Origin of the sequence: Thermostichus vulcanus str. 'Rupite', assembly GCF_022848905.1 — a bacterium.
Lineage (GTDB): Bacteria > Cyanobacteriota > Cyanobacteriia > Thermostichales > Thermostichaceae > Thermostichus > Thermostichus vulcanus_A.
Genome location: NZ_JAFIRA010000014.1, coordinates 23145 through 39646, shown reverse-complemented (window position 1 = coordinate 39646; position 16502 = coordinate 23145). Strand labels below are relative to the sequence as shown.

Here is a 16502-nt window from a genome sequence, read left to right as displayed (position 1 = left end):
GACTGCTACCCCAAAACGCCTGACAAAGTCACCCCCAAGCCCGGTTGGTCGGTAGGCACTAAACAGCCATTGTGCAGGATGGCCCCCGAAAAAGGATCATCGACCAGATTTAGGTGGCTATCCAAATCCAAATAATCCACCAAAGGAGCCAGATGAGCAGCCGCCGTATTGCCCAAAGCCGTATTGCTGTAGCAGCCCAACATGACTTGCAACCCGTTGGATTTGGCCGTGTGGATCATGCGCAGCGCTTCGCTCAGGCCCCCACATTTCATCAGCTTGATGTTGATCCCATGCACCCGATCCGTCAGAGCCGGAATATCACGGCTATCCAAGCAACTTTCATCCACAAAGATCGGCAGCTTGGATTCGTGCCAGAGGGTGATCAACCCCGCCTCCTGTCCCCGATTAAGAGGCTGCTCCAGGTAACTCACCCCCTGCCCCGCCAGCCAGTTGCTCATGCTCAAGCTCTGCTCCACTGTCCAAGCCCCATTTGCATCCACCGTGATCAGGGATCCCAGTGGGATCACCTCCTGCACCGCGATCAACATGTTTTGATCCGCCATCAGCCCCTGATCACTACCCAGCTTGATTTTGAAGGACTGGGTTTGGGTTTCTTTCATCCAGACCAAAGCCCGCTGCTGAGCTTCCTGAGGTGAAGCAATCCCGATTGTCATCGTGGTCGGTTGAATGCGGGCCCGATCCAACCCCCACAACTGCCACAACGGCATCCCCAGCTTTTTCCCCATCCAATCGTGCAAAGCCATATCCACCGCTGCCCGAGCCGCCGAAGGGATCCCTTCTTGCCGCAGCCGCTCTTCTACCTGTTGTCGCTCCCAAGCCGAGTATCGCCGCAGCAACCCCTTGGTCACTTCCAGCCCCGTCAAAATATCCTCTAGGGATTGGTGCTGATCTTCACTTAGCGAGAACGGACAAGCCTCTCCCCAACCCTCCACCCCCTCCTGCTCGATCCTGACCCAAGCCAAAGTGGTATCGGTGTGGGTACCGCGACTAATGGTGAGGGCGTAGCGCTTGTGGATGGTGAAAGTTTCGACATAAACCTGCATAGGGAGGAATCCTTTCGAATGGAGCCTGTGTGCCAGTTTCTTCTGAGCTTAGCTTCTCCCCCCATCCCCCTCTTTCCCTGGCACCTCCCGAACCCAGAAAATAAAGTTACCCGTTGCCCTGCCCTCCCGCCCCGCCGTCTAGGGTGGGAGGCAGACCCATCATCCCCCCTCTCCGCCTGCCGCTATGAATACCGCCGAACTGCTGATCCGCTGTCTTGAAAACGAGGGGGTAGAGTATATCTTCGGCCTACCCGGAGAAGAGAACCTAGAGGTCTTACAAGCCCTCCGCCACTCTTCCATCCAATTCATCACCACCCGCCACGAACAGGGGGCCGCCTTTATGGCAGATGTTTACGGTCGCCTCACCGGTAAAGCGGGGGTCTGCCTATCCACCCTGGGGCCGGGAGCAACCAACCTGATGACCGGAGTAGCTGATGCCAACCTGGATGGAGCGCCGCTTGTGGCCATTACCGGACAGGTGGGCACCGATCGCATGCACATCGAATCCCATCAATACCTGGATTTGGTGGCCATGTTTGAGCCGGTCACCAAGTGGAATGCCCAGATTGTCCGCCCCAGCATTACCCCCGAAATTGTGCGCAAAGCCTTCAAATTGGCGCAAACGGAAAAACCGGGAGCCGTTCACATCGACCTGCCGGAGAACATCGCCGCCATGGAAGCCAGCGGGATCCCCCTGGGCCGAGATCGCCTTAAAAAAACCTACGCCTCTTTCCAGAGTCTCAACGAAGCCGCCGCCTTAATCTCCCGCGCCCAAAACCCTCTGATTCTAGCGGGCAACGGCGCCATCCGTGCCCAAGCCAGTGACGCCCTGACAGAATTTGCCACCCGCCTCAATATCCCCGTCGCCAATACCTTTATGGGCAAAGGAGTGATCCCTTATACTCATCCCTTGTCTTTGTGGGCAGTGGGATTGCAACAGCGGGATCTGATCAGTTGTGGCTTCGACAAAACCGATCTGGTGATCGCCGTCGGCTATGACCTGATCGAGTATTCCCCCAAGAAATGGAACCCCGATGGCAGCATCCCCATCATCCACATCGCCGCTCTACCGGCGGAAATCGACAGCAGCTATATCCCACAGGTGGAGGTGGTAGGGGATATCTCCGACTCTCTGTTAGAACTGCTGCGCCGCTCCGATCGCTCTGGTAAACCGGATCCCTACGGCATCAGCCTGCGGGCGAATATCTACCGCGAATATCACCACTATGCCCAAGATCAGAGCTACCCGGTCAAACCACAAAAATTGATTTACGACCTACGCCAGGTCTTGGAACCAGAGGATATCGTTATTTCGGATGTGGGAGCCCACAAAATGTGGATGGCCCGCCTATACCACTGCGATAAGCCCAATACCTGCTTGATCTCCAACGGCTTTGCCGCCATGGGCATTGCCATCCCGGGGGCCTTAGCCGCCAAGTTGGTGCATCCCGAGCGCCGCATTGTGGCCGTCACAGGGGATGGCGGCTTCATGATGAACTGCCAAGAACTGGAAACGGCCCTTCGGGTCGGCACCCCCTTCGTGACCCTCATCTTCAACGATGGCGGCTACGGCCTGATCGAGTGGAAGCAGCACAACCAATATGGGGATTCCGCCTTCATCAAATTTGGCAATCCAGACTTCGTCAAGCTGGCGGAAAGTATGGGACTAAAGGGCTACCGCGTTGAATCAACCGGCGAACTAATTCCCACCCTCAAGCAAGCTCTGGCTCAGCCCGTCCCCAGCATTATCGACTGCCCCGTTGACTACAGCGAGAATCTCTACTTCAGCCAACGCTCCCAAGCCTTAGTTTGCGAGATTTGAGGCTCAATGGGGGCATAGTAAACCCAGGCTTGCCCCCATCCAGGGAGGGGAAGCTTGCGTATCCTTACCATTGACCCCTGTAGCCAAGTGCAGTGAAATAGAAACATCATTGGTGGCCTAGTAGCATGAATGACCTTCCTCCTCCCTTTACCCCCCGCCGCAGCACTGCTGCCAGCAAAGCCCTGGCCATCGCCAATGCCAGCATCACCCCCTTTGGCCGCAAATTAAAAGAGCTGGGTTTAGCCAATGATACTCAGATTCAAGAAATTCAAAACGCTTTCAAGGGAGAGCGAGATGGTAATGGCAAAGCGCTTGCCCTGATTGTTAAAGACATTGTCGGCAAGGAAATTACTCCCGATCTTGAGCGCGCTTACAAACGTCAACAACTGTTTGAGCTAAAAATTATTTATGGGATCCCGTCCCTCGACTTGGATTTGGAGCAGGTAGAGATATCGGAGATTACAGCCTTAATCGACTCGATCCTGCCTCTAGATATCTGTAACCGCTACAAATTTCTGCCCATCCGCCAGCAAGACAACCAGGTGCTGGTGGCAATGGTGAAGCCGGATAATCTCCAGGCGTTAGACGACATTCATCGCCGATTCCGCATTCAGGGCTTGAAACTGCAGCGGCGAGTTTTTAGCCAGCGGGATTTTGATACTTTGATCAACCGCTACATGGATGTGCAGGCGGATCTGCTGGCCATTAAGGGGATCAACGACACTGCTGCCGCTCAGCCGGAAGAAGAGGTGGTCGTCAACACTGCCGAGATTGACCTAGACAGTATCGAGGATATTACCACTGATGAAGCCAGCGAGGGATCCCTGGAGCAGCAGGTCAAATCTGCCGACGATGCCCCCATTGTCAAGCTGGCCAACCAAATTCTTATCAAAGCCCTGCAGGAGGGAGTTTCTGATATCCACATCGAACCCCAGGAGGAGTACCTACGGGTACGATTCCGCAAAGATGGGGTGTTGCGCCAAGCCTTTGAACAGTTCCCCAAAAAGATCGTCCCCGCCCTCACCGCCCGCTTCAAAATCATCTCCAACCTGAACATTGCCGAGCGGCGTATGCCCCAAGATGGACGGATTCGCCGTGTGTTCAAGGGGCGCAAAGTCGATTTCCGGGTCAGCACCCTGCCCTCCCGCTACGGCGAGAAGATCGTGATGCGGATCCTGGACAACTCCGCCACACAACTGGGTTTGGATAAATTGATCACGGATCCAGAAACCCTTGAGAGCTTCAAAGAGATCGTCAAGCGACCCTTTGGCTTGATCCTGGTTACCGGGCCAACCGGATCTGGGAAAACCACCTCTCTCTATTCGGCCCTCTCCGAAGTCAACGATCCGGGCATCAACATCAGTACCGCCGAGGATCCGATCGAATACTCCCTACCAGGGATCACCCAGGTGCAGGTGATCCGGGAAAAGGGTATGGACTTTGCCATGATTCTGCGAGCTTTTCTGCGGCAGGATCCGGATGTGATTCTGGTGGGAGAAACCCGCGACCATGAAACCGCCAAAACGGCCATCGAAGCCTCTCTGACCGGCCACCTGGTGTTGACAACTCTGCACACCAATGATGCCCCTGGAGCCATCGCCCGCCTAACGGAGATGGGGATCGAACCCTTTATGATCTCCAGCTCGTTGTTGGGAGTACTGGCGCAACGCTTGATGCGTCGGGTTTGCAGCAACTGTCGGATCCCATACCATCCCAGCCCAGAAGAATTGGCTCGCTACGGCCTCACCCTATCCGGCGATGGCGAACAACTCACCTTTTACAAAGCCAACAAATTGTCACCCAAAGAAGTGGAGCAACACAAAGCCTCCGGCAAACCCATTTGCGAAAAATGTGGTGGAGTCGGCTACAAAGGTCGTATTGGTGTTTATGAATTGATGCGCATGAACGACCGCATTGCCGAGTTGATTAACAAGGAGGCTCCCACTGAGGTGATCAAAGAAGCAGCAGTGGAAAGCGGCATGAAGACCCTGCTGGCCTACAGCTTAATGCTGGTGAAACAGGGCCACACCACTTTGGAGGAAGTCGACCGGGTCACCCTCACCGACAAGGGCCTAGAAAGTGAATTAAAAGCCCGCGCCAAGGCCCTCAACACCTGTCGCAACTGTGGGGCCGCGCTGCACATCGACTGGATGGATTGCCCCTATTGTCTAACGCCGAAGTTTTAGGAAATTGGCTGAATGCTTGACGATGCTGAGGTGTCGACTATAACAGTCCTATACGGTTGCCACTTTGTCACACCGCCATTGCTTCCCTTTGATTGCCGGATCCACCTTATTTTTTCACTTTTGGAGACCCCGACCCTATGCAACTGATGATCGAAGACTTGATGGAGGCAGTCGTCCAAAAGGGCGGCTCCGATATTCACATTTCGGTGGGTCTGCCCCCCTACTTCCGTGTCAATGGTCGCCTGGAACCGACAGAACATGACCCCCTTTCAGCAGAGGAAGTGCAGCGGTTGATCTTCAGCATGCTCAATAACACCCAGCGTAAGCATCTGGAACAAAACTGGGAGTTGGACTGTTCCTACGGGGTGCGGGGTATTGGCCGTTTTCGGGTCAACGTTTACCGGGATCGCGGCACCTATGCCTGTGCCATGCGTGCCCTCGCGGCTGAGATCCCCCACATCGACAAACTGGGGTTACCGGATATTTGTAAAGAGATGGCCCGCTTACCCCGGGGCTTGGTGCTGGTGACAGGCCCAACGGGATCCGGCAAATCGACAACGCTGGCCTCAATGATAGACATGATCAACCGCGAGCGGGCCGAGCACATCCTCACCATCGAAGATCCAATCGAGTACATCTATACCCCCATTCGCAGCATTGTTCACCAACGGCAACTGGGGGAAGACACCAAGAGTTTCGCCAACGCTCTAAAAGCGGCGATGCGGGAGGATCCTGACGTTATTTTGATCGGGGAAATGCGAGATCTAGAAACCATTCAGTTGGCCATCACCGCTGCCGAAACCGGTCACCTCTGCTTTGCCACCGTCCACACCAGCTCTGCTGCTCAGACGGTTGACCGCTTGGTGGATGTGTTTCCGCCCGAGCAACAGCAACAGATTCGGGTGCAGTTGTCCAACTCCCTGCGAGCCGTCTTCACCCAAACCCTAGCTCGCCGCCTCAATCCCAAACCGGGTGAACCGGGCCGGGTGCTGGTACAGGAGATCATGGTTGTGACTCCCGCCATCGCCAACCTGATTCGGGAAGGGAAAACAGCCCAGATCTATTCCGCCATTCAAACGGGTGGTAAGCAGGGCATGAAGACCCTAGAACGGGATCTCGCGGATCTTTACCTGGAGGGCAAGATCGACTTCGATACCGCCATGTCCAAGACTTCCCGTCCCGAAGAACTGCAACGGCTTTTGGGGAATACAGCTGGGGCGCCGGCGGCTGGGGCGGCGGCTCAACAACGACCGGCTGCAGTGGCTGCCCGTCGCTAGACCCTAAGTAAAAAGGATCCCTGGGTGAGGGTTCATCACCAATCTCTAGCGAGAGAACCAATTTGTGGCTAAGCTCTAGCTTAAGAGAGCAGAATGGGTCACAGGTTTGGGTTTGTATATCAAACTCAGGGATCCGACTCCGTTACACTGAATCACTTGAATGATCTACCAGAGGTGAAGCCATGCCTCGCTTTAAGGTTCGGGGGTTACAAGCCGGTCAACCTGTACGCCGAACGGTGGTGGCCAATAGCTTAGCGGATGCCCGCTCACGGCTGCGTCAGGAGGGTATTTTCGCCAAGCCTGAAGATATTCAGGAGGAGAAGCCCCTGATCTCCTTCGACAAGTCTTCTTTTGATCTGTCGATGATGGGATCCATCGATACCCGCGATAAAGCGGTCTTCTCTCGACAGTTTGCTGCCCTGATCAACTCTGGTGTATCGATGGTGCGCTCCCTGACGATTATGGAGGAGCAAACTGGCAACCCCAAACTCAAGAAATATCTGAAAGCCATTCGTTCTGATGTGGAGGCGGGGAAAAACCTGTCCGATTCCATTCGCCCTTTCCCGGATGCCTTTGATGGCCTTTACTGCAGCATGGTACAGGCGGGGGAAGTGGGTGGTGTGCTGGATGAGGTACTGAATCGTCTGGCCAAACTGCTAGAAGACATGGATCGACTCCAGAAACAAATTAAGTCGGCCATGACTTATCCCGTTGTGGTCACCATCCTAGCGACAGCGATCTTCTTGGGTATGGTGCTATTTATTCTGCCCACCTTTGAAAGTATTTACAATGACTTGGGTGGGGAATTGCCCGCTTTTACCCAGTTTTTTATCAACATCAGTAAGTTCCTGCGCACCCCCCAATACAGCTTGGGCTTAGTGGGCTTCTTGGTGGCTCTGTTTTTTGCCTATCAACGCTTTTATAGAACTCCCGCTGGCAAAGAAACCATTGATGCGATTGCCCTGAAACTGCCAATTTTTGGGGATCTAATCCAGAAGTCTGCTGTTGCCCGTTTTTGCCGCACCTTCGGGGCCCTGACTCGCTCAGGCGTGCCAGTGCTCACCTCTCTGGAAATTGTCCGCGATACCTCGGGTAATCAGGTGGTGGCCAACGCCATTGATGCATCCCGGCAGGCGATCTCCGAAGGGGGTCAGATCGCGCCAGCTCTGGACAAGGCAAAAGTTTTCCCGCTCATGGCGGTGCAGATGATTAGCGTCGGCGAAGAAACCGGTGAGCTGGATGCTATGTTGATGAAGACGGCGGATTTCTACGAATTAGAGGTGGAAGAGGCGGTGCGCGCCCTCACCAGCTTGATCGAGCCCCTGATGATTGTGGTTCTGGGGGGTATGGTGGGTTGTATTATCGTTGCCATGTATCTGCCCATGTTCGGGGTGTTTGATCTGGTGAAATAGGCTCAGCCCGCGCGGATTGCCCAGTTAGGATCCCGATTCTGATCCAGATCCGTAGCTTGTTTGGAGAAGCCCTCTGCTAGGGCAGTATGGGATCAACTTAGGGGAGGGATCCGATGCTGCGGCGGTGGTTGATAGCCCTGGTGGTGTTCCTGGGGCTGGGATTAGCAGTTTTGCTCTCGGAACAACCGACGGGATCCCTGGTGGGGAGTGTAGAGCTGCCAATAGGGGCTACTCCTGCAAGGGTGCAAGTGATTGCTTCCGGCCCAGTTACTCGCAGCGTTGGCCTCAATGAAGAAGGCCAATATCGGCTGGATCGTTTGCCCGTGGGTCAATACCAGGTGACTGTGCAAAGCACTGGACTGGAAACTTTGCGCAGCGAAGGGTTGGCTCAAGTGCGGGAAGGGGCGACAGCGCGGATTCCCACCCTACGACCTCGGCTTTTGTCCCCCAGCCTCACCCTCTACAGCACCAGCCAGGTTTTTACCTCCGCAGAAAAAGCCCAACTCCAGCTGCGGGCCACCAGCTTACGTTCAGTACAGCTCCATCTCTATCGCTTCTCTCTGCGGGATGTGCAGGGATCCCCCCTGCTGCGGGAGTTGGCCAACGCCGGCTATGGCTCCTTAAACCCTGCGCTGCAGCCTCTGGTGCGGCAAGAGCTCATCCGCAGCTGGTCGCAACCCATCCGACAGGAACCGGAAGGTTGGACTACCCAAACCCTGGATTTGGGGATCCTGCCCCCGGGTGCCTACTGGGTAGAAGCGGAGGGACAGGAAAGCCCCGATCCCTCCAGTCCATTGCCCCGTTCCGACCATTGGTTTTGGGTCAGTGACCTGGGGCTGATCCAAAAGCAAACCCCCAGCGAACTGGTGGTGCAAGCGGTTCATTTGCGGGAGTTACGGCCTCTGGCTGGGATCCAATTGCAGATTCTCCTGCCGGCAGGGGATCCCTTGACGGGGACAACGGATGCGGATGGGCTAGCCAGGTTCACGTTGCCCTCAGAAGATAACCCTTCGATCCTGATCTATGCCCAGGGATCCGACCCCAGTCTGCAATCCTTGTCCACCAGCTATGCCTATGGCTGGAACCAGGGTGAGAGCCTCTACACTTACACTGACCGCCCCCTGTACCGACCTGGCCAAACGGTTTATTTTCGGGCCCTTGTCCGGGATCAAACCACCCTCACCCCTCCCCCCATTGGTAGTCCCGTCCGCCTCTCCATTACCGCCCCCAATGGGGATCCCCTGAGCGAGCAAACCCTAACCACCAATCCCTTCGGTAGTGTTCACGGGGAGTTTACCTTGCCAGAAGAAGCCCCATTGGGCAGCTATGGTCTGGATTGGCAGGTTTTGGGCCCGCAGGGTACCAGCCGTGAGTACACCTCTTTTCAGGTGGAAGCCTACCGCAAGCCGGAATTTGAGGTGACGGTTTCCCCCTCCCGTCCTTGGTTGCTGCGAGGGGGATCCCTGACGGTTCAGGTTGAGTCCCAATATCTCTTCGGCGGGCCTGTGGCCGATGCTCAGCTGCACTACCGTGTGTTTAGCAGCCCCGATTGGAGCCTACGCTACGGCCTGTTGCTCCGCTCTGAGGCGGAAGACTTTTTTGCCAGCGATATTGGAGCGGATGAGGGGTATTACGGTGGCTATGGTCGGCTAGTGGCGGAAGGGAAGGGCTTCACGGATGCCAATGGTAGAGCCGAATTGCGTCTCAACCGGCTTTTACAGGATCTGAACTGGGAGGAGGAAAGCTATTGGGGCAGCCAGCAGGTGCAGCAACTGCGCATCGAGGTGGAGGTGACGGATATTAGCCGTCGTGTTGTCACCGGCTCCGGTCGTGCCTGGGTGACAGCTGCTCAATTTGCCTTGTTTGCGGAAGCGGATCGCCATCTGCCTGCCCCCGGCGAGTTGGTCACCTATCGGTTGCAAGCCCGAGATTACGATGGCAACCCCGTGAGCACCAGGGGGGAAATAAGCCTGGAACGCTGGGATTGGGATCCCCGCAGCAGCACCTACCAACGCCAAGATATCCTCCGCCGCCAGCCCTTTCAGATTGACAATGGAGCAGGAACACTCACGCTAAACTTACCCGCCGACCTAGAACCCGGAGATTATCGGGTGCGATTCACAGCACGGGATCCGCAACGGCATCAGGCTCAGGAGATTTCTGATCTTTGGGTGGTGCAACCGGGTAGCCCTCTCCACAGCTGGGGAGCAGCCCAGAGCCTTGCGGTCATCCCGGATCGGCAGGTGTATCAGGTGGGGGAAGTGGCCCAGTTGTTGATTGTCTCACCGGTGCCGGATGTGCCGGTCTTGGTGGGCATCGAGGGATCCCGACTGCATCAGGTGCAGGTGCTCCGTCTCCAGGGGCATACCGCCACCCTCACCCTCCCCATTACTGGTGACTATCGCCCCAACATTTATGCCACCGCCACCGTGGTTGGCCCAGAGCGGCGGCTGTACCAAAATGAGACGATTCTGCGGGTCTCCCCCTTGGATCGCTTCTTGCAAGTCGATCTGCAAACGGACAAGCCCACCTATCAACCAGGGGAAACCGCCCAAATCCAGATCCGCACCCGCGATGCCCAAGGGCAACCGGTTAGTGCTGAAGTCGGGTTGGGCATTGTGGACAGCGCCATCTACCTGCTACGCCCAGATCGCACCCCGGATATTCGCCGCTTCTTCTACGGGCGCCGCTACAACCAAGTCACTACGACCACTTCTTTCCCCCAGCAATACCCAGGTGGAGCGGATAAGCTGGCCAACCAAATCCGTCAGGACTTTCAAGACACAGCTGCTTGGTTCCCCGATCTGGTCACGGATGACAATGGCTGGGCGCAAGTGCAGGTCCGCTGGCCAGACAACCTCACCACCTGGCGACTGACTGCTCGTGCCGCCACCGCCGATACCCAAGTGGGATCCGCCCTGAGCAACCTTGTGGTGAGTAAAGATCTGCTGGTGCGGCTGGCTGCCCCCCGCTTTTTCCGGGTGGGGGATACCCTCACTTTGGCAGCCATCGTGCAAAACCGCACCGATCAGGTGCAACGGGTGGAGGTACACCTGGAGGTGCCGGGGAACCTGCAGCTTTCTAGCAATCCGCGTCAACGCATCACTGTGGCGGCTCAAGGGGCAGAACGGGTGGAGTGGCCGGTGCAGGTGCTGGGGGCCGGGGAGACCACCGTGCGAGTTTGGGCGGAGGGGAGCACTCTACAAGATGTTCTGCAACTGCGGATCCCCAGCCAGCCTTTCGGTGCGGTACAACGGTTCTCCGAGGCCGGACAACTGCAGGGATCCACCGCTCGTACCCTACCCTTACCCTGGCCGCAAACCTGGGTGCCCGGATCCCGGCAGACTCGCCTGGAACTGGCCTCTAGCCCAGTGGCGGCTTTGCTGGGGCCACTGGATTACTTGGTGGAGTTCCCCTACGGTTGCACTGAACAAACCTTAAGCCGCTTCCTGCCGGCCCTGGCGGTGGCTCAAGCTACGGAGCAGTTGGGTCTGAGCCTGCTGTCTCAAACCCTGGAGCGGCTGCCCAAAGTCCTGCGGGCGGGTTTACAGCGCCTCGAGGAATCCCAAAATTTTGATGGCGGTTGGGGTTGGTGGGCCTACGACAGCAGCAACCCTTACTTGACCGGGTACATCCTGCAGGGATTGGCTCTGGCCAAAGCCGCCGGCTATGCCCCGAAAGAGTGGCAGGTGGAACGCGCCCTCACCTATCTGCGGGAGCAACTGGGCCGGCCACAAGCCCTCTCCCCCGACATGCAAGCTTTTGTCACCTACAGCCTCGCCCTTTGGGATCCCTCAAGTTCTCCATCAACCCTGCCCACTGGGGAGGAGCTTTCCACCTTTGGCCTGACCTATCAAGGCTTGACCGCCATCCAACAAGGACAAACCGACCTGGCGCAAGCGGCCTTGGATCAGGCCCTACAACGGCATCAAGCCGACCCCCAAGGACGCTGGTTTATCCCAGCCCCTGCCCCCTTGGCCCAGGCACCCTTCCATGAGCGCTCCACCTATGACGAGATGGAGGTGGCGGGGCCTTTGTTACAGTTGGCCACCCAATTGCGGGATCCCCGCACGGCAGAACTGGCAACAGCCATCCTTCAGCAGCGGCAAGACAACCGTTGGCGTACCACCAAAGCTACTGCCGATGCCCTCCTTGGCCTCACCGCCTATTACCAGGCCCAGATCCAGGAAACTCCCGGCCCAGGGGAAGTTTTGGTTTTGAATGGGACAACCGGATCCCCAGTTGGTCGCTGGTCGGCCACTGCGGATAATCCTCGCCAGCGGATTGAGCTGGCAGATACGGATGTGGATACCCTCAGCAGCCTGCGCCTGGAAAAATCCGGCCCAGGCCCCCTTTACTACAGCCTGACAGGAGAAGCCTTTACCCCCAACCCACCCCCAGCGGAGAACCAAGGCTTCCGGGTAACCCGCAGCTACTTCCGCCTGCAACCCCAACGCCAATCGAATGGACAAATTCTTTACCGCGAACGGCCCCTACAAGCAGGCGACTCTGTCCACGCAGGAGAAATGCTGCTGGGTCGGCTGACGGTGGAAGCAGAACAGGATAGCCACTACGTGATGATCGAGGATCCCTTGCCTAGTGGAGCAGAGATTACCTCTCAGGATCCGCGGCTGCTCACCGGCTCCACAGCGGAATACTGGTGGAACTGGTTTTGGACCCACCAAGAGAATCGGGAGGATCGGGTGGCCTTCTTCAGCACCTTCCTAGAGAAAGGGAGCCATGAGTTTGTCTATCTTTTCCGTCCCGAAATTCCTGGCCAATTCCAAATTTCACCGGCCTTTGCCGAGGAAATGTACGATCCCAGTCGCCATGGCCGCAGCGCCAGCCACTTCCTTAGGGTTGTTCCCTGAAGATAGAGTTTTCCGTTTTCCCGCAAGACTTCACCAACGGGAACTGCAACACTTCGTCAAAGTTCGCAAGGCTTCTGGAGAGCTGTGGTAGGATGCCTGCTGTCAATAAGACAGATCGCATTTGCATCGAGGAGAGAGCTTTGAGCCTGAGAGTTGCTGTTGTGGGAGGCGGGCCAGCCGGATCTTCTGCTGCTGAAGTTCTAGCCCGATCCGGTATTGAAACCTTCTTGTTCGAACGCAAGTTGGATAATGCCAAGCCCTGTGGAGGTGCCATTCCCCTCTGCATGGTGTCAGAGTTCGACCTACCCCCAGAGATCATCGACCGCAAAGTGCGCAAGATGAAAATGATCTCCCCTTCCAACTACGAGGTGGACATCAGTTTGGAGAATGAAGACGAATATATCGGCATGTGCCGCCGCGAGATTCTCGATGCTTTCTTGCGCAATCGGGCCCACGAAAAAGGGGCAGAGCTGATTAACGGCAAAGTGATGCATCTGGAGATCCCGAAAAATGGCCGGGATCCCTACATCTTGCACTACAACGATTTTTCCGATGGCTCCAAACAGGGTTTACCCCGTTCTTTGGCCGTGGATGTGGTGATTGGGGCCGATGGCTTCCACTCCAAGGTGGCAGAAGCCATCGATGCCGGTGACTACAACTATGCCTTGGCCTTTCAGGAGCGAATCAAAATCCCCGATGACAAAATGGCCTACTACGAAGATCGAGCGGAAATGTACGTGGGGGATGACGTTTCCACGGACTTTTATGCTTGGGTCTTTCCCAAATCCAATCATGTGGCTGTGGGCACCGGCACCATGAAGGTGAACCAAGCGAATATCCAAAAGCTGCAAGCCGGGATCCGGGCTCGGGCTGCCGAACGGATTCGGGGTGGGCAGGTGATCAAAGTCGAAGCCCATCCGATTCCAGAACATCCGCGTCCACGCCGGGTGGTGGGGCGTGCGGCTTTGGTGGGAGATGCAGCGGGCTACGTCACCAAATCCAGTGGGGAAGGGATCTACTTTGCCGCCAAGTCCGGTCGTATGTGCGCTGAAACCCTTGTGGAAGTCTCCAACCAAGGGACACGGATCCCCAGTGAAAATGACCTGAAACTGTATCTCAAGCGCTGGGATCGCCAGTACGGCATGACCTACAAAGTGCTGGATATTTTGCAACGGGTGTTTTATCGCTCCAATGCGACCCGCGAAGCCTTTGTAGAAATGTGTGCTGATAAAGATGTGCAGAAGATGACCTTCGACAGTTATCTCTACAAAACAGTGGTTCCCATGAACCCTTGGGTGCAGTTGAAAGTCACAGTTAAGACTCTGGGTAGCCTGATTCGGGGCAATGCTCTAGCGCCCTAAGCTCAAGTTCTTCTCTTCACAAACCTCAGCTTCGTTCCGGACAACTGCAGCTTCCCACTCCCGATTCAAATTGACAGGGCCAACTTAGTAACACCTCTCGTCCTACGGACAACCCGGCGGTTCATCGTCCTACAGGGGGCCACAGGGCGCAACGCTAGTCACCTAGGGTTAATCCCCTTCGCGACAGCGGTGCGGAGCCTTAAAGGGCTGTAAACCCAGTCAACTCCACATCGAACTTCTAACTGCTGCGGGAGCGCCGTCGTCTTGAGGCTGCTGGAGATTGCTGGGCTGGGTTCACCGCCAGTTCTTCCGGCTCCGGGGCCAGTGGCTCGGCACCTGACTGCGGCGGAGTATCCTCTGGCTCAGCCAAGTTTGCTGGAGGAGAAAGGCTGGGAACCGGTGGTTCTGCTTCTGGTTCAATCCCAACATCCACTTGAGGTTCCGATGTATCGACAGGCGCCGATTCACGGACTTCTAACGCTGTTGTCGTATCTACTGTCGTATTCACTGAGGCTGGCGCCTTACCCGGCAGGGCCACTGTAACCACCGTATCTCGACCCAGGGGCGGCGGCTGCTTGAGAAGCAAGAGCGGTGACAGGCCCAATTCTGAGTACACCCGTTGCTGCAACGGCGTCATCTCAACGGTGATGGTTTGCCGGGCTGGAGCAGGCCGACTTTCTTCCGTTCGGGTTGACGAGATGTAGTCTTTACGGGGGCTGTAGCCTTCCCCCTCTTCTCCGCGTCCAGGACGACGGGAATCTCTGTGTTTTTGGCCGGCTCGTGGACTAGAGCTAAGCTCGCTGGCCGTTTCTGGCAGAAACTCATCCGCAAAAGCTTCTGCAGCCGGGAGGGCATCTCCTTCGCTACCGATCCCCCGGGATCCACTGCGCTGCCGGGGATCCCCCCAGTCTTGACGCTTACGTCCTCCTTGTGGGCCAGAGCCTGGCCCACCTTCTGAGCGAGCCTCCTCCAACTCCACTGGGCTACCAAAGGGAGAAAAGGGATCCAGGCCACCGGCGGGACTGTACCGTCGTTTTCCTGGGCCAGAATGGGATCGCCGTAGCGGGACACGACTCTCTGCACGTGGCACCCCATCGTTCCCCACTCGCAACCGCACCCGCTGGGAATCGCTGTCACGGGGCAAGATTGGGCTCGAACCGTCTTCATCTCCCTCACTCGTATCATCGGGCAGGGTCACAGTTAGACCGTTTTCGATCGTGAGCAGGCGACCAGGCTCAACCCCCGGCAATCGCGCTAGGATCCCCAATCCCTCACAAGTGGGGCAGGAGTGGCCGAAGATCTCGTATAGACTTTGTCCTTGCCGTTTGCGAGTGAGTTCCACCAACCCCAATTCCGACAGTTGTGCCACCTGTGGGCGGGCTTTGTCACTGGAAAGCGCTTTATTAAAGTGCTCCAACACCTGCAACTGGTCCCGGCGGGAATCCATATCGATGAAATCCACCACGATTACCCCGGCAATGTTGCGCAATTTCAGTTGGCGGGCAATTTCGGTGGCAGCCTCACAGTTGGTCCACAGCACCGTCTCACGAGAGGTGGCCGATTGGGTGAAGGAGCCAGAGTTGACATCGATCACCGTCAGGGCTTCAGTGGGCTCGATAATGATATAGCCACCCGAAGGCAGATCCACCCGCGGGCGCAAAGCTTGGCGAATGACAGCATTCACCCGGAAATATTCCAGGATATGGGTGGGTTCGCGGTGGGCATCCACAAAGACCCCAGCAGGCATTTGACCTTTGTTCCAACTTTGCAGATAGCCACGGACTCGCTTGGCTCCTGCCGGAGAATCCGTGACGATGCGGTTCACATCTTCGGAGTAAACATCCCGCAAAACCCGTTGAATAAAATCGTCATCCCGGTTGAGTAGTCCTGGCCCACGCGCCGACTGGTACTGCTGCTGAATATCTTCCCAGAGCTTTTTCAATTGCTCCAGGTCGTCGATCATCGCCTCTTCAGACACCCCTTCTGCCTCAGTGCGCACCAGGAGACCCATTTGCGGCGGTTTGATCAGAATGGCCAGGGATTTTAGGCGGTTGCGTTCTTCTCGATCCTCAATGCGGCGGGACAAATGAACGCCCTTACCGTAGGGGCGCAGCACCAAATACCGCCCTGGAAAGGCCAGATCTCCGGTAAGGCGTGGCCCTTTGTTGCCAGTGGGCTCCTTCATCACCTGAACCAATACTTTTTGCTGGGGTAACACCAGCTCAGTAATGGAAGCATGGCTCCGCTTGATGCGCAGTGGGCCGAGGTCGGTGACGTGAATAAAACCATTGCGCTCGGAAGGGCCGATATTGACAAAAGCAGCATCGATGCTGGGCAGGACGTTCTCGATCACCCCCACGTAAACGTCCCCTACTTGGTGAACGCCACTGGCGACGATGAGCTCTTGCACTTGATCTTCGGCGAAGACGGCTGCAACTCGATGTTGCTCGGCAATGACGATCTGCCTAGGCATCAACAGGCCTCCCTGCGCCAGGAGCAGACAATGCCA

Annotated in this window: 8 protein-coding genes; 6 read left to right on the top strand and 2 right to left on the bottom strand. The window is 56.6% G+C overall.

Annotated features, from left to right (window positions below; all coding sequences use genetic code 11):
* Positions 1–5 precede the first annotated feature (5 nt).
* On the bottom strand, positions 6–1064 hold the full coding sequence (locus tag JX360_RS07190) for a dipeptide epimerase (protein ID WP_244349976.1): 1059 nt from the start codon (positions 1062–1064) through the stop codon (positions 6–8).
* Between the two features lie 184 nt (positions 1065–1248).
* Here JX360_RS07190 and JX360_RS07185 point away from each other — a divergent pair, with 184 nt between their 5' ends.
* From JX360_RS07185 to chlP, 6 genes are all read left to right on the top strand, one after another.
* Positions 1249–2886 (top strand): acetolactate synthase large subunit, encoded by a 1638-nt coding sequence (locus tag JX360_RS07185; protein ID WP_244349975.1) that lies wholly within the window; start codon positions 1249–1251, stop codon positions 2884–2886.
* Between the two features lie 125 nt (positions 2887–3011).
* Entirely contained in the window at positions 3012–5072 is a 2061-nt protein-coding gene (locus JX360_RS07180) for a GspE/PulE family protein (protein WP_244349974.1), read from the top strand.
* 137 nt (positions 5073–5209) lie between these two features.
* A complete protein-coding gene (locus JX360_RS07175) occupies positions 5210–6349 on the top strand; it encodes a type IV pilus twitching motility protein PilT (RefSeq protein WP_244349973.1) in 1140 nt (379 codons plus the stop codon).
* A 182-nt stretch (positions 6350–6531) separates the two neighbouring features.
* Complete coding sequence (locus JX360_RS07170; protein ID WP_244349972.1) at positions 6532–7761, top strand: type II secretion system F family protein; 1230 nt, start codon at positions 6532–6534, stop codon at positions 7759–7761.
* A gap of 113 nt (positions 7762–7874) precedes the next feature.
* Complete coding sequence (locus JX360_RS07165) at positions 7875–12632, top strand: alpha-2-macroglobulin family protein (RefSeq protein WP_244349971.1); 4758 nt, start codon at positions 7875–7877, stop codon at positions 12630–12632.
* 140 nt (positions 12633–12772) lie between these two features.
* On the top strand, positions 12773–13993 hold the full coding sequence (gene chlP / locus JX360_RS07160; protein ID WP_244350011.1) for a geranylgeranyl reductase: 1221 nt from the start codon (positions 12773–12775) through the stop codon (positions 13991–13993).
* 238 nt (positions 13994–14231) lie between these two features.
* Here the strand turns inward: chlP and JX360_RS07155 are convergent, their stop codons facing one another.
* The gene (locus tag JX360_RS07155) at positions 14232–16466 is read right to left on the bottom strand and encodes an Rne/Rng family ribonuclease (RefSeq protein ID WP_244349968.1); all 2235 of its coding nucleotides are present in this window, start codon (positions 16464–16466) and stop codon (positions 14232–14234) included.
* Between the last annotated feature and the right edge of the window lie 36 nt (positions 16467–16502).

Coding starts and splice junctions, on each gene's coding strand:
- JX360_RS07190 (WP_244349976.1), bottom strand. CDS start 1,064: ATGCAGGTTTATGTCGAAACTTTCACCATCCACAAGCGCTACGCCCTC.
- JX360_RS07185 (WP_244349975.1), top strand. CDS start 1,249: ATGAATACCGCCGAACTGCTGATCCGCTGTCTTGAAAACGAGGGGGTA.
- JX360_RS07180 (WP_244349974.1), top strand. CDS start 3,012: ATGAATGACCTTCCTCCTCCCTTTACCCCCCGCCGCAGCACTGCTGCC.
- JX360_RS07175 (WP_244349973.1), top strand. CDS start 5,210: ATGCAACTGATGATCGAAGACTTGATGGAGGCAGTCGTCCAAAAGGGC.
- JX360_RS07170 (WP_244349972.1), top strand. CDS start 6,532: ATGCCTCGCTTTAAGGTTCGGGGGTTACAAGCCGGTCAACCTGTACGC.
- JX360_RS07165 (WP_244349971.1), top strand. CDS start 7,875: ATGCTGCGGCGGTGGTTGATAGCCCTGGTGGTGTTCCTGGGGCTGGGA.
- JX360_RS07155 (WP_244349968.1), bottom strand. CDS start 16,466: ATGCCTAGGCAGATCGTCATTGCCGAGCAACATCGAGTTGCAGCCGTC.